At 53.6% G+C, this 21440-nt stretch carries 22 protein-coding genes; 10 read left to right on the top strand and 12 right to left on the bottom strand.

The window, feature by feature from the left end; genetic code table 11:
- Nucleotides 1–188 precede the first annotated feature (188 nt).
- From OGY33_RS21700 to OGY33_RS21690, 3 genes are all read left to right on the top strand, one after another.
- Entirely contained in the window at nt 189–962 is a 774-nt protein-coding gene (locus OGY33_RS21700; protein WP_191237998.1) for a winged helix-turn-helix domain-containing protein, read from the top strand.
- Nucleotides 959–1423: a YqeJ family protein gene (locus OGY33_RS21695; RefSeq protein WP_003827183.1), complete on the top strand. Its 465-nt coding sequence runs from the start codon at nt 959–961 to the stop codon at nt 1421–1423. Before OGY33_RS21700 ends, OGY33_RS21695 begins: the two co-directional genes overlap by 4 nt.
- Nucleotides 1424–1765: 342 nt before the next feature.
- Complete coding sequence (locus OGY33_RS21690; protein WP_003827181.1) at nt 1766–3262, top strand: C69 family dipeptidase; 1497 nt, start codon at nt 1766–1768, stop codon at nt 3260–3262.
- A 36-nt stretch (nt 3263–3298) separates the two neighbouring features.
- Here the strand turns inward: OGY33_RS21690 and OGY33_RS21685 are convergent, their stop codons facing one another.
- A complete protein-coding gene (locus OGY33_RS21685) occupies nt 3299–4201 on the bottom strand; it encodes a LysR family transcriptional regulator (protein ID WP_048215260.1) in 903 nt (300 codons plus the stop codon).
- Between the two features lie 104 nt (nt 4202–4305).
- Here OGY33_RS21685 and OGY33_RS21680 point away from each other — a divergent pair, with 104 nt between their 5' ends.
- Nucleotides 4306–5313, top strand: a complete 1008-nt coding sequence (locus tag OGY33_RS21680) for a zinc-binding alcohol dehydrogenase family protein (protein ID WP_191237997.1) — start codon at nt 4306–4308, stop codon at nt 5311–5313.
- Between the two features lie 16 nt (nt 5314–5329).
- Nucleotides 5330–5620, top strand: coding sequence for a putative quinol monooxygenase (locus OGY33_RS21675; protein WP_162623446.1), 291 nt, complete (start codon nt 5330–5332; stop codon nt 5618–5620).
- Between the two features lie 39 nt (nt 5621–5659).
- Here OGY33_RS21675 and OGY33_RS21670 read toward each other — a convergent pair whose 3' ends face one another.
- Nucleotides 5660–6436, bottom strand: coding sequence for an SDR family NAD(P)-dependent oxidoreductase (locus tag OGY33_RS21670; RefSeq protein ID WP_103014662.1), 777 nt, complete (start codon nt 6434–6436; stop codon nt 5660–5662).
- 146 nt (nt 6437–6582) lie between these two features.
- Here OGY33_RS21670 and OGY33_RS21665 point away from each other — a divergent pair, with 146 nt between their 5' ends.
- Nucleotides 6583–7527 (top strand): LysR substrate-binding domain-containing protein, encoded by a 945-nt coding sequence (locus tag OGY33_RS21665; RefSeq protein WP_103014754.1) that lies wholly within the window; start codon nt 6583–6585, stop codon nt 7525–7527.
- 25 nt (nt 7528–7552) lie between these two features.
- Nucleotides 7553–8455, top strand: coding sequence for a carboxylate/amino acid/amine transporter (locus tag OGY33_RS21660; protein ID WP_003827166.1), 903 nt, complete (start codon nt 7553–7555; stop codon nt 8453–8455).
- A gap of 28 nt (nt 8456–8483) precedes the next feature.
- Here OGY33_RS21660 and nlpA read toward each other — a convergent pair whose 3' ends face one another.
- From nlpA to OGY33_RS21645, 3 genes are all read right to left on the bottom strand, one after another.
- Complete coding sequence (gene nlpA, locus OGY33_RS21655) at nt 8484–9302, bottom strand: lipoprotein NlpA (RefSeq protein WP_032945419.1); 819 nt, start codon at nt 9300–9302, stop codon at nt 8484–8486.
- Between the two features lie 123 nt (nt 9303–9425).
- Complete coding sequence (locus tag OGY33_RS21650; RefSeq protein WP_191237996.1) at nt 9426–10340, bottom strand: Rpn family recombination-promoting nuclease/putative transposase; 915 nt, start codon at nt 10338–10340, stop codon at nt 9426–9428.
- 226 nt (nt 10341–10566) lie between these two features.
- On the bottom strand, nt 10567–10983 hold the full coding sequence (locus tag OGY33_RS21645; RefSeq protein WP_191237995.1) for a GNAT family N-acetyltransferase: 417 nt from the start codon (nt 10981–10983) through the stop codon (nt 10567–10569).
- 130 nt (nt 10984–11113) lie between these two features.
- Between OGY33_RS21645 and OGY33_RS21640 the strand changes: the two genes are divergently transcribed.
- Both OGY33_RS21640 and gmuD read left to right on the top strand, forming a co-directional pair.
- Nucleotides 11114–11407: a YicS family protein gene (locus OGY33_RS21640; RefSeq protein WP_003827149.1), complete on the top strand. Its 294-nt coding sequence runs from the start codon at nt 11114–11116 to the stop codon at nt 11405–11407.
- A gap of 93 nt (nt 11408–11500) precedes the next feature.
- Nucleotides 11501–12883: a 6-phospho-beta-glucosidase GmuD gene (gene gmuD, locus OGY33_RS21635; protein WP_191237994.1), complete on the top strand. Its 1383-nt coding sequence runs from the start codon at nt 11501–11503 to the stop codon at nt 12881–12883.
- 56 nt (nt 12884–12939) lie between these two features.
- Here the strand turns inward: gmuD and nepI are convergent, their stop codons facing one another.
- The 3 genes from nepI to OGY33_RS21620 form a co-directional block, all read right to left on the bottom strand.
- Nucleotides 12940–14124 carry a purine ribonucleoside efflux pump NepI gene (nepI, locus tag OGY33_RS21630; RefSeq protein WP_048227349.1) on the bottom strand — a complete coding sequence of 395 codons (1185 nt, stop codon included), beginning with the start codon at nt 14122–14124 and terminating at the stop codon, nt 12940–12942.
- Between the two features lie 141 nt (nt 14125–14265).
- Nucleotides 14266–14790 carry an SRPBCC domain-containing protein gene (locus tag OGY33_RS21625; RefSeq protein ID WP_191237993.1) on the bottom strand — a complete coding sequence of 175 codons (525 nt, stop codon included), beginning with the start codon at nt 14788–14790 and terminating at the stop codon, nt 14266–14268.
- A 99-nt stretch (nt 14791–14889) separates the two neighbouring features.
- Entirely contained in the window at nt 14890–15342 is a 453-nt protein-coding gene (locus OGY33_RS21620; protein WP_003827141.1) for a DUF1198 family protein, read from the bottom strand.
- Between the two features lie 105 nt (nt 15343–15447).
- Here OGY33_RS21620 and OGY33_RS21615 point away from each other — a divergent pair, with 105 nt between their 5' ends.
- On the top strand, nt 15448–16353 hold the full coding sequence (locus OGY33_RS21615; RefSeq protein ID WP_191237992.1) for a LysR family transcriptional regulator: 906 nt from the start codon (nt 15448–15450) through the stop codon (nt 16351–16353).
- 47 nt (nt 16354–16400) lie between these two features.
- Here OGY33_RS21615 and uhpT read toward each other — a convergent pair whose 3' ends face one another.
- The 4 genes from uhpT to uhpA form a co-directional block, all read right to left on the bottom strand.
- Nucleotides 16401–17792, bottom strand: coding sequence for a hexose-6-phosphate:phosphate antiporter UhpT (uhpT, locus tag OGY33_RS21610; protein WP_003023929.1), 1392 nt, complete (start codon nt 17790–17792; stop codon nt 16401–16403).
- Nucleotides 17793–17934: 142 nt separating this feature from the next.
- The gene (locus OGY33_RS21605; RefSeq protein WP_048237040.1) at nt 17935–19263 is read right to left on the bottom strand and encodes an MFS transporter; all 1329 of its coding nucleotides are present in this window, start codon (nt 19261–19263) and stop codon (nt 17935–17937) included.
- Between the two features lie 9 nt (nt 19264–19272).
- Nucleotides 19273–20775, bottom strand: a complete 1503-nt coding sequence (gene uhpB / locus OGY33_RS21600) for a signal transduction histidine-protein kinase/phosphatase UhpB (protein WP_048215248.1) — start codon at nt 20773–20775, stop codon at nt 19273–19275.
- Nucleotides 20772–21365 (bottom strand): response regulator transcription factor UhpA, encoded by a 594-nt coding sequence (gene uhpA, locus OGY33_RS21595; protein ID WP_003023923.1) that lies wholly within the window; start codon nt 21363–21365, stop codon nt 20772–20774. The genes uhpB and uhpA overlap by 4 nt, the downstream gene beginning before the upstream one ends.
- Nucleotides 21366–21440: the final 75 nt, after the last annotated feature.

Genomic DNA, 21440 nt, shown 5'->3' with positions numbered 1-21440 from the left:
CCTTAGTTAATTCTCACCTAAGAAATAAGATTGCTAACATGTTGTATTTAAAGAAGTTTTAATGAATAAGTGAAATTCTTATCTTCGTTCACGAACAAAGAGTGAGGCGCATTTTCGATTTGGATGTAAAATTTAAAGGATGCGTTAGCGCACGCTGTGATTCGTTTTGGTTACTGAGGGCTGGGCAATTGTACCTTATCAATCAGTTGGTCGAATTTAATCCTGATAGCAAAAGTCTGGTCAATCGTCAGACCGGGCGAGCAATTCAGCTCCAGCTCCCTGCCTCGCTCTGTTTTCTCTATTTAATTACTCACGCAAGTGACATTGTTTCCCAGAACACGTTGATGACAATTGGTTGGGGTGAAAGAAATAATGTGACCACCACCAACACATTTTACCAGGCTATTCTGACGCTACGAAACGCGCTGGCGGACGTGGGGTTGCCTCGTGATACGGTGAAAACTATTTCCCGACGCGGGCTCAGATTAAATGAGAATACGCAAGTAGAGACAATAACGCTTCAACAGAGTGAAGTTTCCCCGCCGCCGGTTATTGAAGAAATCCCCCCCGTAAAGATAATTCCTTCGACACCACAACAAACGACGCAGATACCCTGGTTTGAGGTTTTATTTAGCGCCAGTGTCGTGATTGCCACGTTGATCATCTGGCTGGTGTGGTATCAAACGCGCCCTGTTATGCCGTTTAGTAAATTTGTCCAGGCTTCCATGCAAACGCCATCGCGGCAAAATTGCAAAATCTATTACTCACCAAATGAACACGACCAGCAAGGCTATTTCAATCTGATGCAGTTACATCCCTATCTCTGTGAAAACAACAAGCACGTGTTTCTTACCGGTTACAGCAAAGCGGAAAGGATCGTGGCATTTGTCTGTGATAAAGATGCACGGGTGGATGCTAACGCATTTTGTTCTACTCATTATTACTGGATGCGCGGGCAATGAAAAAAACACGCCACCTTATAGTGCTCGTGGCCGGGCTGGTTACTGTGCTCGGTTCAGGCGGATGGTTATGGCATTCACGCTATGCCGACAAACCGCTGAATTGCATCGGTAACATGGAATGGAATATTGGCAGCAACCGCTTTACCGGTACGTTATCGTTTCGGATGTACAACAGTGAAGGCCTGGCCACTATTACCGGCAAACTGTACGGGCGTAATACCTCAGACATTAGCAGGAACATCTATTTTAACTACACCCAAAAGCGCGATGCCCGAGTGCTACAGGCGATGCAGGTCGTCAAAACCTTCGCTGACACCGCTGATGAAGCGGATATTAACGACACATTACCTGGATTTTACCGCCAAAGCGGACGAAGCCTGAGCCTGGTCATGGAGGAGTATAAAGGTGCATGGATTTTTGCCAGCTCCAATGTGCCCTCGCTGTATTGCCGCAAAAGGTAACGTCATATCCGGAAACAAAAAGCACGGCCCCTCAATGAAATTCACATTTTTCATCATTGACTTACGCGACATGGGTCACTGAATCCACACATAACCCATTGCTATTCTTCATCGCGAATCAGGAAACATCCTGAATATCATAATATCCGTTGCGTAATAATTAAGCGAAATGGGCGTTATATTTTGCCCAGAAGACTTCAACCTACGGATGGATATTTGGAGAAGACGTGGGCAGGGGCGTTTATCTCTCTCGCGAGCAATGTCTGAGCGTTCAGGCGTTATCGCATTTCAGGAAACGGTATGTTTCCGGTGTATTTTTGGCGTACATATGAGGGATACGTAATGTTTACTTTTAAAAAGTGCCTGATTGCACTTTCTATAAATTTGGCCGTTGTTTCATCAGGTTTTGCTTGTACGACCCTGCTGGTCGGCAACGAAGCATCAGCGGACGGCTCCATGCTGGTCGCCCGTAGCGCAGACAGCGATGCCCTGAAAGCACAGCATTTTGTCATTCATCCGGCAAAGCAAAATCAGACCGGGGTATACAGCACCAAAGCACATAATGGTGCGAATGATTTTACCTGGCCACTGCCGAAAAACTCTCTGCGTTATACCACTGTCCCAAACTGGAAAACCCAACTGCACGGCGCGACCGGATTTAACGAGCTGGGTGTCGGCGTGAGCGGTACAGAATCCATTTTTGCCTCACCGAAAGCACTGGCCGCCGACCCGTACGTTGAGGATAAAGGGATCACCGAAGACGATATCCCGGATATTCTGCTGTCACAAAGTAAAACCGCACGTGAAGCTGTGGCGCTGTTGGGCCATATCGTTGAGACCGTCGGCGCAGGCGAAGGTTTTGGCGTTGCCGTCGTCGACGATAACGAGATCTGGTACCTGGAAACCGGTAGCGGCCACCAGTGGATGGCGCAGCGTCTGCCGAATAACCAGTATTTTGCCACCGGTAATCAGGGCCGCTTACAGGATTACGATCCTAAAAATCCGGACATGATGGCGTCAAAAAACCTGATTCAATTTGCGACTGAAAAAGGACTGTACGATCCGGCGAAAGACGGTAAATTCAACTTCTCCAAAGCCTATACCCGTGATGACGAGCGTGACCGCACGTATAACGACCCTCGTGTATGGACCATCCAGAAAGAATTCAATCCTTCCGTAAATCAGGATATGGCCAAAGGGCGCGAATTCCCGGTCTTCATGACGCCAGAGAAGAAAATGACGCTGGACGATGTGAAGGCCGTGTTGCGTAGTCACTATGAAGGGACCAGCCATGACCCGTACACCAACGGTCTGAACGGCAAAGAGCCATGGCGTCCGGTCAGCGTTTTCCGTACCTATGAAGCGCACGTCATGCAGGTCCGTCCGTGGTTGCCAAAAGAGATTGGTGAAACGACCTACATTGGCCTGGGCATGGCTGACCTCACCGCCTTCGTTCCGTACTACAGCGGCCTGAAAGCGTATCCGGCTAACTACACGATGGGTACCGATAAAGCGGACGATCAGTCTATCTACTGGAAATATCGTAAATTACAAACGCTGACGATGACCGATTATCCGAAGCTCGCACCAATCGTCAAAAAAGCCTACAAAGCGTGGGAAGACAAAGTGGCGAAGGAGCAAAAAGAGGTCGAAGCAGAGTATCTGAAGATGGCGAAAACCGATAAACCCGCCGCGGATAAGATGCTGAATGACTTCAACCTGCGCATCATGGCCGACGCCGAGAAGCTGACGGAAGATCTGACTAATCAGCTCTTTACCATCCGCACTAAAGACATTCAGTCTGATATTTTCTTTGCGAATGCAACGAAAAAAGACTGAGTAACGACGCGATAGTATTCTGGCGTAAAGCGCTTATTAGCTTTGCGCCAGCATTTCACACCGTGCCTTCACCGCCTCGTGCAGAAGGCGTACCGCGGTTGAAAGCTGTTTCCGATGCGGGCAAATCATATTCAGCGGGACTTTCTCGCCCTGATAATCCGGCATCAGCAGTTGTAATCGACCGTCACGCACATCCTCGCTGACATCCAGCCACGACTTGTACGCCACACCTTCTCCGGCAATCGCCAGGCGCCGGATCACTTCCGCATCGTCACTCATAATGGTGCCGTTAACCTGCACACTGCTGACCTCGCCGTTGCGCGTAAACGTCCAGCGATCGTGCAGGCGGCCGCGTAATACGAAAGTCATGGCGTTGAGCTGTGTTAAATCATCCAGTTTTTGCGGCGCGCCGTTTTGCTCAACCCATTCCGGTGATGCCACCAGCACGCGTCGGTTACCCGGTGCAACCGGCAGCGCAATGTAGGACGCGTCTTCGGTGTTGCCATAGCGAAACGCAACATCGACGGGGTCTTTAAAGACATCCGTTACCTGGTCGGAGAAAAAAATCCGCAGGCGCAGCGCGGGATAGCGGCGTCGAAACGACTGAAAGACCGGTAGCAGCAGGTTACGACCGAGATCGGAAGGCACGGCGATTTGCAGCGTGCCTGACACTTCATCTTCCGGGGTCTGAATTTTTTGCAGCCCGGCATGCATTACATCCAGCATCTGGCGGGCATAGGGTAACCAGACTTCACCTTCTGGTGTCAGGCGCAGGCTGCGCGTGGAGCGGGCGAACAAGCGGATAGCCAACGTAGACTCCAGGCGCTTGATAGCTGAACTGACCTGAGCAGGCTGAACGCCGACTTCGCGCGCAGCATCACTAAAACTATTCAGCGCCGCGGCGCGGACAAACAACGTGAGATCTTCAAGCCGGAACATTTTCACTCCCCGAGTATAAGTCCTGTCGCCATAGGGCTATTTTTCCCGTTCTGTTACCGGTTTACCATCGAATTATTCAACTGATTCCTGTGACCGGAGAGAATATGAAAGCCATCGCCATTACCAGCGCCGCGACCGACGGCAATAACATTGAATTTTTACAAGATATTGACCTGCCCATGCCAGTTGCTACCGGGCACGATCTGCTGGTTGAAGTGAAAGCCATTTCCGTCAACCCCGTAGATACCAAGGTCCGCGAAGGTTTTAACGCTGATGTGCCGCGTGTGCTGGGCTGGGATGCCGTTGGCGTGGTGAAGTCCGTGGGCGAAGCCGTCACCCTGTTCGCACCCGGCGATGAAGTCTGGTACGCCGGAGCGCTCGGCCGCGCTGGCAGTAACAGTGAATTTCAGCTGGTTGATGAACGTATTACCGCGCTGAAGCCAAAAACACTGGATAATGCTTCTGCTGCGGCGCTGCCACTGACCGCTATCACCGCCTGGGAAATGCTGTTCGACCGTCTGGGCGTTGAGGAAAATGGCAATAAAGATGATGTGTTATTGATTGTTGGCGCGGCTGGCGGCGTCGGTTCTATTCTGACACAACTGGCCAGTAAGCTGACCAAAATGACCGTCATCGGTACCGCATCACGTCCGCAGAGCCAGAAATGGGTACGTGAAGCGGGCGCTCATCATGTGATTGACCACAGCAAGCCGTTGACGGAAGAGCTGGCACGGATAGGCATTAAAGAGGTGACGCACGTTGCCAGCCTGAACAATACCGAGCAGCACTATTCGCAAATTATTGCCGCACTGGCGCCGCAGGGCAAACTGGCGCTGATTGACGATCCGCAAACTCTCGATGCGCGCCCGCTGAAGGCCAAAAGCATTTCGCTGCATTGGGAGTTTATGTTTACCCGTTCGATGTTCACAACCCACGACATCATTGCGCAGCATCAGTTACTGACCCGCGTGGCGCACCTGATCGACGACAGCACCCTTCGTACCACGCTGGGCGAACATTTTGGCGCGATTACCGCGGCAAATCTGCAAAAAGCCCACACGCAAATTGAAACCGGCCGCTCGGTTGGCAAGATCGTGCTGGAGGGGTTTTAACATGTCTGATTCTGACGTGATTTCAATTATTGCGGTACTGAAAGCCAAACCGGGGAAAATCGACGCACTGAAACAGGCGCTACAAGCTCTGCTGCTGCCCACGCGCCGGGAGCCGGGCAATATTGAATATGCCCTGTTCCAGTTACGCGACACGCCGGATGTGTTCTACGTGCGCGAATCCTGGCGCGGTCAGGCCGGTCTGGATGAGCATATCGCTCTGCCACATTTCCAGGCGTTCATTCTACAAATGAACGATCTGCTAGCCGAACCGCTACGGCTGGATTATCTGACGCCGATTGAGCCTTAATGTCTCGACGCTCCCCCGCAGCTGTGCGGGGGATTTCCATCAGCCATTACGTCCGGCCATAACACCGCCATCCACATCCCAGATAGCGCCAGTTACCCATTGCGCTTTGTCTGACAACAGGAAGGCGACGGATTCAGCCACATCACGCGGCGTACCAACCCGACCAATCGGATGGAAGCTGTCAAAGCTGCTCATCACACCTTGTACGTCTTCTTTCGGGATAAATCCTTCGTAGATAGGTGTATGCACAACTGCTGGCGAAACGGCATTGACGCGGACCCCATTCGCCCCCAGCTCGATGGCCAGATTTTTAGTTAATGCATGCAGTCCCGCTTTTGCCATTGAGTACGCTGAAGAAGGTGTTGCGCCAATTGCCTGTTGTGCCCACATCGAACCAATATTCACGATGGCACCCTGGATGTTAGCCGCCACCATATTACGCACGACATCGCGGGTGATAAAAAACGTCGCGCGGTTGAGGCTCATGTACAGTTCATAATCTTCAACTTCATGATCAGTGAAAGGTTTTGGGAAGAAAACCCCAGCTGCATTTACTAACAGGTTGATGTCTTTGTGCTCAGCATTTACCGTTGCCATCACCTGCTTAACACCCGCTTCTGACATCAGATCCGCCACAATGACAGAGACGTCACCCAGCTCCGCCAACGCCTGATGGGCCCGTTCCGCTTTCTCGGCACGATTGCCAACCAGCACCACTCGACCACCACCCTGGAGGATCAGTTTTGCGGTTTCAAATCCGATACCACTGGTACCGCCCACCACTAACAGTTTTTTGCCGACAAATAATGTGTTCATCGCTAGCCTCGTTTCAAGTATTCATTAATGCGCTAACAATGCCACTACCCTGAGGCGCTGACGAATGAGAAGAAATAGCGAACCGAGAAAGAAAATCTATCTCGATGGCATATACTGAAGATATTCACAAAACGGGAAATGACCTAATGCGCTCACTTAATCGGCTTAAATGGTTACACGCTTTTGAGGCCACAGCCCGCCACGGCAGTTTTACTGGTGCGGCGCAGGAACTGGGGGTCACTCCGGCTGCCGTTGGGCAACTGGTTCGTGCGCTGGAAGACTGGGTTGGCCACCCGCTGCTGCATCGAACCCGTTCAGGCAAAGAGCGTCTCACGCTGGTCAGCGAAGCACAGGACGCGTTGCGTGAAATAACCCAAGGACTGGATAGCCTGGAATCTGGGCTGAACAAGTTACGCGGCCGACGGGCGCGCTCGGTGGTGATCATCACGGCCTCTCAGGTACTGGTGATGAACTGGCTGATGAGCCGCCTCAATCGCTTCTCACAAGCGCATGAAAACATAGAATTACGCTTGAACGTGACGGAAAAGCTGATGGATGTTGCTCATGGCGAAGCGGATCTGGGCGTACGTTGCGGTAAAGGCGACTGGCCTGGGGTAAATAAAACCTGGCTGATGGATGAAGAAGCGGTTCTGGTTTGTAGCCCACGTATTGTGCCAGTAGATAAAATTTCCTGTGGAGAATGGTTGGCCGCACAGAAGCTTATCCATGATGACACTCCCCACCCCGGCGCCAATTTCCCGGGCTGGAATGATGTCCTGACCGCCATCCAGGCACCTGCCGTTTGCGACAGTGGATTGCACATCAACTCTACCTCTGCGGTGATTCTGGCGGCGCTCAGCGGTCAAGGTGTCGCCATTGTGCGTAGAGCATTGGTGCAGCAGCTACTGACAGACGGACAACTGGTTCAGCTTCATCCCAACACCCGCTGGCCTCTGGCGTGGTCTTACTACATTGTTACGCCACAGCACGCGGTAATGCGTCCGGAGGTAAAAGTCTTTAATGACTGGCTGATTGCGGATGTGCTGGCAGAAATCACAACCATCTCTGCTATGATGCCTGCACACAAATAAAACAAAACAACATGCCGAGGGAAAGATGAGTTCCACCAGAAGAGGGATGATGAACGTCCTGATTGCCGCCGTATTGTGGGGAAGTTCAGGCGTTTGCGCGCAATACATCATGGAGCAAAGCCAGATGTCGTCGCAGTTTCTGACCATGACGCGCCTGATTTTCGCCGGGCTCATTCTGCTGATGCTCTCTTTCGTTCACGGCGACAAAGTGTTCTCCATTATCAAAAACCGCAAAGACGCCATCAGCCTGCTGATTTTTTCCGTGGTTGGGGCGCTCACCGTACAGCTAACCTTTCTGCTGACTATTGAAAAATCCAACGCCGCCACCGCGACGGTGCTGCAATTTTTGTCACCGACCATAATCGTGGCGTGGTTTTCCGTGGTGCGCAAAGCACGACCGGGGATTTTAGTGCTGACTGCGATCTTCACCTCGCTTATCGGCACCTTCTTGCTGGTCACCCACGGTAACCCGACATCGCTGTCTATCTCACCTGCCGCGCTGTTCTGGGGAATTGCCTCGGCGTTTGCCGCCGCGTTCTACACCACCTACCCCTCAACGCTTATCGCGCGCTACGGCACGCTGCCGGTCGTCGGCTGGAGTATGTTAATCGGCGGCATGATCCTGCTGCCGTTTTATGCCGGACAGGGCACTAATTTCGTGGTGAATGGCAGTTTGATTCTGGCGTTTTTCTATCTGGTGGTCATCGGCACGTCGCTGACGTTTAGCCTGTACCTGAAAGGCGCGCAGATGATTGGTGGACCGAAAGCGAGCATTTTAAGCTGCGCGGAACCGTTGAGCAGCGCATTGCTGTCCCTGCTGCTGTTAGGTATTACCTTTACCCTGCCAGACTGGCTGGGAACGCTTTTGATCCTCTCTTCGGTAATACTTATCTCAATGGACTCACGTCGCCGCGCCAGAGCGGTTTAACACCAACCGGCGCGGCAAAAGGTCATGATTACCAGCCCGGAACCGCGCCACCGTTAAAGATAGTTTCTGCCGCCTTCGCCACTTCAGGTGACTGATAAGATTGCAGGAACTCTTTCACATTCTCGGCATCTTTATTGTCTTCTCGCGCCACCAGAATGTTCACGTACGGTGAGTTTTTGTCTTCAATAAATACGCTGTCATGTACCGGGGAAAGCCCGGTTTGCTGGATGTAGGTGGTACTGATAATCGCCACATCCACTTTCTGATCGTCCAGTACACGCGGCAACTGCGCACCTTCCAGTTCCATAATTTTCAGATGCCGAGGATTATCAGTGATATCCAACGCTGTTGGCAGCAGGCCGGTATCCGCTTTCAGCGTAATTAACTTCTCTTTTTGCAGCAGCAACAGCGCCCGGCCCAGATTGGTAGGATCGTTAGGTATCGCAATCGTTGCACCGTCTTTTAGTTCAGCGACAGTTTTGATTTTCTTCGAATAACCAGCCATCGGGAACACAAAGGTATTGCCCACTGCGACCAGCTTATAGCCGTGTGCTTTATTATCTTGTTCAAGGAACGGGCGATGCTGGAAGACGTTGGCATCCAGCTCACCATGATTGGTGGCATCGTTGGGCAGCAGAGAACCGCTAAAACCCACCAGTTCCACCTCCAGACCATATTTTTCTTTAGCGACTTTCTTCGCGACCTCCGCTACATCCTGCTCAGCACCGTTAATTACACCCACTTTGATATGCTTTGCATCACTGCTCTGTTGATCGCATCCTGCCAGCAATAATCCCGCCAGTAATACCGCCGCCCCGGCCCCGAAATAAGGTATCTTCAGCTTCACGTTTTATCCTTTTGCAATAACCGCCTGATGAGTAATGAAATGACTATAGCGGGAAGGCCGCTGCGGTTTAAAAAACGAAAAAGCATCAGCAAGAAGAAAAAAGCATAATGGGGCTGAGATTAATTAGTCGGAAGATACCGTTAGTTCATCAATTGCAAGCCCGGTAATAATTAGCACCAGTTCACGATCGATCCCCTTCTCAAGCATGGCATGGGCTATCCGCAACGCTTCGTCCTTTTTGCCCTCGCGTTTGCCCTCTAGCAACCCTGTCCTTCGTCCCGACTCACGTAAGCATTCTGCAATCGTCATTAATCTCTCCTTATGCTGGGGAACGCGCAGGGCAACCTCTCGAATAAACGCCTCAAAACGCGGTGCGCTGCCAGACTGCACCAGGTAATTAAATAGCGTTTCTACCTGACTGTCATTAGCGTGTCCCTTAATCAACAGGGCAACCAGTTTATCGACCAGCACCATCAAATCGCGCTCGCGTATATGCTTCTGGACAAGTTCCAGTAGTGCCACTCGCCGGTGCTGCATAATCTCATCATCAGACACCACCGTGATATCGACCAGCGGGAAGCCCGCTCCATAAAGATGCCGCGCAGTCTCTGGATCGTCAAACTCATCCAGCCAGCACAGCGAATAAGGGTACGGGCTGGCAACGCCATGGTAAAAAAGTATCGGAACCACCAGCGGCAGCGTTTTGTGGCCAGCATCAAGGTGATTCTGCATCGCGGCAATGGCGTAACGCATCATTCGGAATGCCATATGAGCATCCGGTGAACTCTGGTGTTCAATCAACGCGTAGATATAGCCTTTACCAGTTCTCGTTTTTAGCGACCACAGAACATCGGAATAACTGGCACGCAGGTCTTCCTCAATAAAACTCCCTGGCTCCAGCTTCAGTGTGTTCAGATCGCAAAGTTCACGTAATGGTGCGGGGAGATAGCTTTCAATAAAATCCCGTGCTGTTTCTGGATGGCTTAAGAATTTTTTAAATACCGCATCATGCGGCGTAGAAGTTGTTGGTTTTTTCATGGCGGTCCGTCACCAGAAGAACAAGATGACAGAACCTTACTCGCCAGGCGCACACACAACATCTGTGAATTTTTCTAGTTGCGGGGCGGCTTGGCGGATAAATACATACTTTTGCAATGTATTCATTTTCAGGGAATAACGCTCGCAAAAATGCCCGGTAAGTGAGATCACCCTCCGGGCAAGTACCTAAATCCTCTTTGGCGGCGGCATCCAGACCTTCCGGTCATCAAAACGTTTTCGACAAATAATTGCGCGCGGAACCGGTTTCCGGGAAGTTATCGAGGGTCATTTGCAGCTGATAGCCGTTTTTCTGATAAAACGGCAGCGCCTGGAAACTCATGGTATCCACCAGCGCATGCAGGCATCCTCTCTCACGCGCCGTCTGTTCTGCGGCCTGCATCAATTTTGTGCCGTAACCACCTTTACGCAGCGAGTCATGCATCCACAGAAAATCAATGCACAGCCATTCGCCTTTGATTTTGCCGATCAGCCCACCCAGAATGTCATTGCGCTCATCGCGCCAGTACACCGCCAGGTCGCCAAAATTGGTGGTTCTGAGAAACTGCCGGTTGTAAGCGCGCAATCCGGCAAGCAGGGCATTTTGATCGTCTTCGGTAATCGTATCTGTAATCTGTATTTGCATCCTATCCTCCTGAAATAACTACAACTTCTGGCTGATTTATTTTTAGACATTAACACAGGGTGATGAGTGAGTCGTATGCCGTCTACACTTACTCTTGAGATGATGCGCATAGACAACAAGGATTATTATCATGAAACGAGTCATTTTTCCGATTATTGCCGTCCTTTTCACGCTACCCGGTCTGGCGCAAGCCGACTCGGCTTATGGCAGTCTGCAGGCTGTACACGAAAAGAATACTGTTATGAAGGATTTGCGTAAGATTTGCACCCCGCAAGGGTCGCCATCTGATGAGGTGTGGGAAAAAACGATTATGGCTGATACGCGTAATCAGCAGCACATCCGCGAAGCCATTCTGGCAATTCAAAGAAACAATCAAAACAACTACTGGGAAGCGCTTGGCAAAGTTGAATGCCCGGATTTATAGCTATTATGTTGTAAAATGAGCACTGTAACCGGTTTCTGTATCGTAAAAACACGTATTGTTGCCAGAACAGATAAATAGCAATGGAGCAACAATATGCGATACCGTTTTCCTGAAAACTTCTGGTGGGGCAGTGCCTGCTCGGCGCTACAAACCGAAGGAGATAGCCAGAACGGCGGCAAAAGCCAGACCACGTGGGATGTGTGGTTCGACCGCCAGCCAGGTCGTTTCCATCAGGGGGTTGGCCCGGCGAACACCTCAGGCTTTTATCAGCACTGGAAACAGGACATCGCACTGCTCAAACAGCTGAAACACAACAGCTTCCGTACATCTCTGAGCTGGTCACGCCTGATCCCGGACGGCACCGGTGAGGTTAATCCTGAGGCCGTCGATTTCTATAATAACGTCATCGACGAGCTGCTGGCGCAAGGCATAACGCCATTTATCACTCTGTTCCACTTCGACATGCCGATGGGGATGCAGGAAAAAGGCGGCTGGGAAAACCGTGAAGTGGTCGAGGCGTTTGGCCACTACGCACAGACGTGTTTCAAATTGTTCGGCAACCGCGTTAAGCACTGGTTCACCTTCAACGAGCCGATTGTTCCGGTAGAAGGTGGTTATTTGTATGACTTCCATTACCCTAACGTGGTGGATTTCAAACGTGCGGCCACCGTGGCGTACCATACCGTGCTAGCGCATGCGACGGCGGTGCGGGCGTATCGTGATGCAAACCATGACGGTGAAATTGGCGTGGTATTAAACCTGACGCCTTCGTATCCGCGCTCGCAGCATCCGGCAGATGTCAAAGCCGCGCACCATGCGGATCTGCTGTTTAATCGCAGCTTCCTCGACCCGGTACTGAAAGGGGAATATCCGGCGGATCTGGTGGCATTGCTGAAAGAGTACGATCAGCTTCCGGCCTGCCAGCCAGGCGATGCGCAGTTGATCGCCGACGGCAAAATCGACCTGCTGGGGATTAACTATTATCAGCCGCGTCGTGTGAAATGCCGCGATACGGCAGTCAATCCGAATGCGCCATTTATGCCGGAGTGGCTGTTTGATTACTACGAAATGCCGGGACGTAAAATGAACCCTTACCGCGGCTGGGAAATTTATGAGCCGGGTATTTACGATATTATTACCAATCTTCGCGATAATTACGGTAACCCACGCTGCTTTATTTCAGAAAACGGTATGGGCGTAGAAAACGAACAGCGCTTTATTCAGGAAGGGCAAATTAACGACAGCTACCGTATCGAATTTGTTGCTGAGCATCTGAAATGGCTACATAAAGGCATTAGCGAAGGCTGTCATTGTCTTGGCTACCATATGTGGACCTTTATTGATAACTGGTCATGGCTCAACGGCTATAAAAACCGCTACGGTTTTGTCCAGCTGGATTTAGAAACGCAAAAGCGCACAGTGAAAAAGAGCGGCGAATGGTTTGCCCATACCGCCGAAAATAATGGTTTTGATTGATTAAGTTGCCGGATGACAGTGTTGACTGAAAACGATGCGCCATCCGGCAACTGTTTTCACTGAATCCTGACCTTCATCGTAACCAAAAGCGCCGTCAGCAGCATCAGGCTGCCGGAAAGCATCAGGGGCGACAGCAGTCCGAGGGTATCGAGCGCATAGCCTCCCACCGCTGCCCCGCAGGTATTGGCAAGCTGGATCACGGCGACCTGGACGGATCCGGCTTTTTCTGCCTGATCGGCAAGCGAACGGGTGATCCACGTCGACCAGCCGACCGGTACCAGCGCAAACAACAGCCCCCAGATAATCGCAATACCCGCCGCGACCACTTTGTCGCTGCCCCACAGGATCAGGACCAGCGCACTGAGCGCCAGCACCAGTGGCGCACCGGCTAACGCCAGTTTGACCGAACGCTTCAAAATCATCGACGAGAACGACGTACCAACGAAACTGGCAATACCGAAGCTCAGCAGCACCAGCGTCAGGCCATCAACGTCAAAGCCCGCCAGATTCATATAGATCGGGCGAATATAGGTAAAGAAGGCGAACTGACCAGCAAAGGACATGAAGATGGCAATCATCCCGGCCATCACCCCTGGACGCTGCAACAGGCTGAACATGTTTTGTTTCTGATGCGAAGGTTCACCTGGCAGCGAAGGCAACGCTCTCACCACCCAAATCGTGCACAGCACGCCCATTACCGCCGCCGCATTAAACACGTTACGCCAGCCGATAATGCCGCCCAAAAAGCTCCCCAGCGGCGCGGCAATTACCAGCGCGATGGAGACCGCGCCAAAAATAACCGACAGCGCTTTCGGCACCGTACGTGCAGGAACCAGACGCATGGTCAGCGACGCCGACATCGCCCAGAAGCCGCCAAGCGCCAGACCGAGGCAGGCGCGGCCAACGAGCAGCAGCGAAAAAGAATTGGCAAAGGAAACCAGCAGACAGGAAAGCGTCAGTAGCACCGAAAACAGGATCACCACATAGCGACGATCGGTCGCCTGAATAATTTGCGTCACAAACAGGCTGGCGAACATGGCGACAAATGCCGTCACGGTCACCGATTGCCCGGCCACACCTTCAGAAATCCCCAAATCCTGCGCCATCGGCGTTAACAGGCTAACGGGGAGAAATTCAACGGTTATCAGGCAGGCAACGCAGAACGCCACGGCAAATACCGCCGACCAGTTAGGTCGGGAATTTGCCTCAGCGCGGGATTTTTGTTCAACAGCTTCACTCATTTTGTTACCTGCGTGGGGTTATTGTAGAAAAGTTACGCAGTGTAACATTAAATTTGTGACGTATTTAACGTTTTGACAACTATTCACCAGAGATCGGCTGCGCCTTATCCGGCCCAGGACAGAGAGCCCTTTCTGGCTCAATTAAGCGTCACGCGCAGCCCGGGCCAGGCCGGTTATCCACTCCTGATGACCGTTGATCATCGGATTGGGCAGCGTACGTGCCATTTCTTGTGCCGGAACGCCAATTTGTGATTCCTGGGTCAGAATACGTACGCGCCCGCCGGGTAAATCCTCAAAGAGCCAGGCGTGGATCACATCCAGACGTGTAGTGGCGTCGCCTTCCGCCCAGCCATGCCAGGCAACACGCGCGGCCTGGCCGTCAACCGGCGGCACATACTCAGTGATTTGCGCTTCGATGGGGAAACCAAAAGTCGTAAAACGAAAGCGGGCATCCATGCTTAACAATGGACCGGAACCGTCGTGAAAACGGATATCCGCTACGTTGCTGTAATACGTCGGCCAGCGCGTTGTGTCATTAAGCTGTGCCCAGACGGCACGGGCGCTCAGTCCGGCAACGATAATTTCATTTGAAGCAAAGTTATCAGTCGTCCCCGGCAGATACGCTGCAGGCCAGATAATTGCACGTTGTTGAGTCGCTTGATTCATGATGTACCTCGTCGTGTGAATTAACGAGGTACATCATGCTTTCGCGTAAGATATAAAGATAATGACGATTCAAAATAGTCGTCATCATAAATTTTGATATCAGTGCAGCCAGTGCACGCCATCCTCGGGCTGGAAAAAGGCGTTATAGCGCATCTGGAACGCATTAAGCTCCTGCATATCCGGCTCCATCTCGCGCAGAAAACCGAGCGCCAGACGCACTTGCGCGTCGGTAATCGGTGCAGCCAGCCGGGCTTTTTGCAGCCAGCGGTGCCATTGCAACAGGTTCTGCTCACTGCCGTCGACAATAACGATTTGCCAGATCAACAGCACCTGGGCAGCATTTTGTAGATGCGATTCATCAGGACGGTGGAGGTACTGTAAAAAAGCCTCTCCCTGTACTTTTCCCATCTGATCGATCATCGATTCTACCGGCACGACATCAATGTTCAGCCGCTCGCTCAGACGGCGAATTGCCCGCCGCGACCCGGACGTTAGCACCCGAAATCCCACCACAAAAACAACCACCAGCGTGGCCAGCATTATCCAAATCATGCGCACATCCATTACCAGACAGGACGCCCATCATAGCGGCAAATTCACCTCTGTCGACGACTGAACGTGTCATAATGTGACTTATCGAACTCGCAGGCAGACATCATGAAATCTGATATCAGAACGCTCGATCTCAATCTGTTAAAAACGCTGGATGCCCTGCTGGATGAACGCAGCGTAACCCGGGCGGCGCAGCGGCTGTCGCTCACCCAGCCTGCGGTAAGCGGTATGCTCAACCGCCTGCGCGACTATTTTGACGATCCGCTGTTTAGTCGCACACCGCATGGCATTGTTCCGACGCTGCGTGCCCAACAGTTGGCCGCTCCGGTCAAACAAATCCTCAGCGATATCGATATCCTGCTTAAACCGACACAATTTGACCCGCTCACCGCAGCGCTCACCTTTACCGTCGCCGCTACGGATTACGCGCTCAAAGCGGTTATCGTGCCATTTATTGCCGCGCTTCGCGTGCGCGCACCGGGCATTCGTGTACGAGTGATCCCGGTTGAGCCAGTGCTGCTCACCACACAGTTTGAGCAGGGGAAAATCGACCTGGCGTTGCTGACGCCGGATTCCACGCCCGACAACCTGCACAGCCGGGCGTTATATGATGAAGAGTACGTTTGTCTCATGCGTCATGCGCATCCTGATGCGGGGGGACCGCTGACGCTCGATCGCTTCTGCGCGCTGGAGCATGTGCTGGTTTCTTATGAGGGCGAAAGTTTCTGGGGCGTCACCGATGAGGCACTGGCAAGCGTCGGACGCCAACGGCAGATTGGTTTGTCGGTTAGCAGCTTCCTGGTATTGCCGGACATCCTCGCTATCAGCGATATGATTGCCGTTGTTCCTGCCCGTCTGGCGTATGACGACACCCGTATGCACGTTTTACCGCCCCCGCTGCCCATAACCGGTTTTACAAAAAGCATGGCCTGGCATGAACGCACGCACCGCGATGCCGCTCATCAGTGGCTGCGCAATCTGGTACATGAAACCAGCCAGTTTAGAGTATAAAAAAGCCCGCCATTAAGGCGGGCAAAAGTTACCAATGCACACTTAACTCAAGCAACTTTCAATTGTTGAATCTTTTTCTCGCGGCGAATTTTACGTTCTTCAAACACGGCCACGATGGCCATCAGGCAGATACAGCCAATGGCGGCGGTATCCAGCGCAGCAAAGGTGCCTGCCCAGCCGGTCAGCCCGAAAATCGGCGTGCCGTCGGCAATCATCCCCAGACCGAGCTTGGCGAAGCTGTCACCAATCAGATAAGCGAAAGTGCCTTTAATCCCATCGGCTGCGCCGATCGCTTTTTTCGGCACAAATCCGACTGCCGCAACGCCGATTAACAGCTGCGGGCCAAACACCAGGAAGCCCAGCGCAAACAGCGAAGCCAGATAAACGTACTGGTTGCTGGCGTGCTGATAAACGCCCAGGGTGGCGATAATCAACGCCAGCGCTACACAGGCCACCAGCGCACGACGACCGTTCGCCAGGTCAGAGAGCCAGCCCCACAGCAGCGTACCGACCAACGCGCCCACTTCGAACAGGGTAAAGCCCTGAATCGCCACTTCTTTGGAAAGCTTCAGCTCCTGGAAGGCGTAGACTGTGGACCACTGGTCGATACCGATACGCACTACGTACAGGAAGATGTTCGAGAAACATAACAGCCAGATCACTTTGTTTTTCAGCACGTACTCAACAAAGATCTGCCATTTGGTCATCTCGTTTTCTTCGGTCTCTTTGTCTTCTTCGCTGATCTCCTCACCGAACAGCTCTTCGGCTTTACCGAGGCCATAAGATTCCGGGGAGTCGCTGCCGTAGCGCAGGCCGATAAAGCCGACAATCAGAGCAATAATCGACGGGAAGATAAACATACCGATGACGTGACCGTCGAACAGATAGTTAGCGCCAAACAGCGCCACGCCCGCCGCACCCGCACCGCCGAGGTTGTGGGAGATATTCCACATGCCGAGGTAAGAACCCCGTTTGCGACGCGGCGTCCATTTAGTAATGGTGGAATAGCTACATGAGCCGCCAGTACTCTGGAAGAAACCGCTCAGCGCGTAGAAAGCGATCATCAAAAACAGGCTGGTTGAACCCGCGCCCATGCTGGCGCTGAAGCCAAGCATACAGATGGCGGAGAGGATCAGCATAAACGGCAGGAACTGCTTGGTGTTTTTGCCGTCCGCGTAGTAGGAAACCAGCGTTTTACCCACGCCGTAGGTGATGGAGAAGCCCAGGCCAATCATCCCCAGCTGCGTCATGCTCAGCCCGTAGGTGGAGATCATGTCGTTCTGCGCGATGTTGAAGTTTTTGCGGATCAGGTACATGGTCAGGTAGCCGATAAAGACTACCAGATAGGACTGCATGAACGGTTTGAACCACATTTTGCGCCGCACATCGAGCGGCAGATCCAGGGTCGGCTTGCGCACCTGGTTTAGAAAGGCCAGCATTTGACACTCCCGAGCTAATTTTTATACCTGCGAATGGCAGGCATTGTAAAAATCAGCCGGAAGACGCGCCTGAGACAGCGTCCAGGTGAAACCGGGAAAATTTCTTAGTTTTGCTCCACTCGGGACAAAAAGGTGAGGTACATCACGCTTCGTTGAGTTCGCGCGGAGCCTGGGCATTTAAAAACGGCAGCAGCAGCAGCGCGGAAATTCCCGCCGCAATAGCGATCACCACAAAGAATCCGGTCCAGTGCCAGACCTCCATCACCTTCGCCAGCGGCCAGCCGGAGAGCGATGCCCCCAGATAAGCAAACAGCCCGACAAATCCGGTTGCCGCGCCCGCCGCCTCTTTGTGCGAACACTCCGCCGCTGCCATGCCGATCAGCATCTGCGGGCCGAAGACGAAGAATCCGGTGGTGAAGAAGCACGCGGCCTGCATCACATAGCTGGCGAACGGCATCAGCCACAGCGAGCCAACGGAGAGCAAAATTCCGGCGGCGAAAATCAGGTTCATTGGACCGCGGTTGCCGTTAAACAGCTTATCCGAACCCCAACCCGCCACCAGCGCGCCAACAAATCCGCCCAGCTCAAACATTGTCACGGCGGTATTGGCGGTCACCAGATCCACGCCGAGCGTCTCCGACATGTACAGATTGCCCCAGTCGTTAATCGCGGCACGGACCACGTACACCAGCACATAACACAGTGACAGCAGCCAGATATAAGGATTCAGCAGCACATAGCGGGTGAGGATCTCTTTGCGGCTCAGCCCAGCACCTTCCTGCTGTTGGGCAATTTCCAGTTCATCATGCCGCCAGTCGCCAATTGGCGGCAGACCAATCGCCTGCGGCCTGTCGCGCAGCCTCCAGCAGAGAAAAATCCCCACCACAATCGCCAGCAGCCCGGCGATCATCATCCCGGCGCGCCAGCCGTAGTGCAGCGCTGTCGCCGCCATCACGATAGGGATCAGCGCCCCGCCGACGTTGTGTGCGGTGTTCCACAGCGCCCACCAGCCGCCGCGTTCAGTACGCGAATACCACGCGGTCAATAAACGTGCGCAGACCGGCGATCCCCAGCCCTGGAAAAAGGCGTTCAGCGCCCACAGCACCGCAAAGGCCCATAGCGAGGTGGAGAATCCAAACAGAATGTTTACCACGCCGGTGGCAATCAGTCCGATACCCATAAAATAGCGGGCGTTCGAACGGTCGCTGACGATACCGGAGACAAACTTCGACAGGCCGTAGGTGATGTAAAACAGCGTCGCCAGCAGCCCAATGTCGCTGCGAGTCAGCACGCCGCTGGTGAGGATATCCGGTACGGCGGCATTGAAGCTCTTGCGTGTGAAATAGAACAGCGCGTAGCCGAGCCAGATGGTGGTCAGGATATGCCGCCGCCAGTAGCGGTAGAGGGCATCCACTTCACGCTTATCAGTAATGAGCGGCGCACTGGCCGGAGCTTTTAAAAATGAAAACATGACCGCGCCTTACACATATCGCTGGGGTAACGACACGCTGACCCGCGTGCCGTGCGTACAGGAAATCGAGAGCGATCCGCCGAGGGCGCTAATGCGTTCACGCATCCCAGTGAGGCCAAATCCCTGTTGATTCGACCCAGGCGGCAGACCGCTGCCGTCGTCCTCAATCACCAGCATTAGCCGTTCATCCTGTTGCCAGCCCTGAAGCGTCACCGCGCTGGCGTTGGCGTGCTTAACGATGTTGTTCAGCCCTTCCTGACAGACGCGAAACAGCGTCACCCGCTGGCTTTCGCTAAGTGCAGATTCGTCAATTCGCCAGTCGAGATGGCTGACGATGCCACGGCTTTCCAGCTCCATTTCGCGCATCAATGAGCGGATGGCCTGCTCCAGCGTGAGATCGTCCAGCTGGCGCGGTCGCAGGCGGCCTAACAGGCGACGCACCGAATCGTACACGCCGAGAGAAAGTTGTTCGATGTGCGCCCCGCTGCGCTTCACCCCTGCGTTTTCTGGCGCCAGCCGCTGAACAATGCCCGCCTGGGTGCGAATGGCGGTGATGGTCTGGCCGATATCATCGTGCAGTTCGCGCGCCACATCCCGGCGCACGCTCTCCTCGGTTTCCAGCAGGCGTTCCGCCAGACGATGGTTGCGTGCTAATTCATTTTGCAGCGACTGGTTAAGTTCGCGCAGACGCTGAATACCCGCACCGAGCAGCAGCCCGGTCAGGCTTTGCACCAGCAGCGAGAGCAACAGATCGACGGGATGATCGTGCCAGGTCTGGCTGGCAATCAGCGCGATGGCGTTCATCAGCGTCGCAATCAGTGCCCCTTGCCAGCCGTAGTGCCAGGCCAGCGCAATGATCGGCAACGCGAGGCAAAACGGCGTGAAGCGCGAAAGTTCGGCGGGTAAACCGAGCTGTAGCCACAGGCTGACGCTAAACAGCAGCAGGTACCAGACCAGATGCCGCCCGCGCCAGTTCACCGGCTGCGACACCACCGCCGGGCCCAGCGGCAGCCAGGTCGTGCTGGTCAGATAGTGCCAGAACACCAGGCAGATCGGCGCCAGCGTTAATCCGCCGGTGAGCGTCAGCAACAGCGCGTTCCACGCCTCTTCACCTTGCCCAAGCCAGGGCAGCGATTGCAGCAGCGCCGCCGCCGTGAGCGCCGCGCCCTGCAACAGCAGCGTGCGCCAGTCGCGCTGATGGCGGTATCGCGAAATCAACATCACCGGGAGTAACGTGAGGAAGCTGCCGATCATCAAAAGTGGTAAATGGACCAGCGCCACTTCCTGCGCCAGCCAGAAAAGAAGCAGCCATTCCGCGCCCAGCAGCACCGGCCAGTAGCCGCGCGGACATTGCAGCATCAACCCCAGACGCAGGCCAAACGGAAACAGCAGTACCGCTAGCTCCGGGCGCTCAACCAGATGCAGGCTGATGCTCCACAGGCAAAACCACGCGGCAGAGAAGATAAAGAAGCAGGCAACAACGGTGATTAACCGGGAACAGAACGTGTTCATTGCCAGCCGTCAAACATCCGGCGGGCCAGTTCGACGTCGTTGCTGACCCCCAGCTTTTCCATCAGGTTAGCGCGATGCACGTGCACCGTTTTCGGCGACAGACCCAGTTCAGCGGCAATCTCTTTGACCGCCATACCTTGCGCCAGTTTTTCCGCCACCTGACGTTCGCGTTTGGTGAGCGGATCCTGACGACCAGCCGCCAGTTTGACGGCGATGTCCGGCGTCAGGTAACAGCCGCCAGTCGCCACAGTATGCACCGCCGCGATCAGCTCATCCGGGCTGCAGCGTTTAGAAAGGAAACCACGCGCGCCCGCGTTGAGCGCCTGCTCCACCAGCGCCGGGCTGTCGTGGACAGAGAGCATGATAATCGCCATTCCTTTTGGCAACTGGCTTAACAGTTCAAGACCAGAGATATCAGGCATAGAGATATCGCAGATACACACCTGCACGCCGCGTCCCGGTAATCCCGCCAGCGCCTCACTGCCTGAGCCAAACTCAGCGACCACCTGCAAATCAGGTTCCAGCCCCAGCAGTTGGGCAAAGCCGGAGCGGACGATGAGGTGGTCGTCAATAAGGGCAACGGTAATCATGGGTTCATCCTGGCGCTAAGGCATGCCTGATGGCGCTACGCTTATCAGGCCTACGGGCGGGTGCCGTTGTAGGCC

Source organism: Citrobacter sp. Cpo032 (assembly GCF_030332975.1).
In the GTDB taxonomy this organism is placed as follows: domain Bacteria; phylum Pseudomonadota; class Gammaproteobacteria; order Enterobacterales; family Enterobacteriaceae; genus Citrobacter; species Citrobacter portucalensis.
This window is presented reverse-complemented; position numbering and strand designations above follow the sequence as displayed.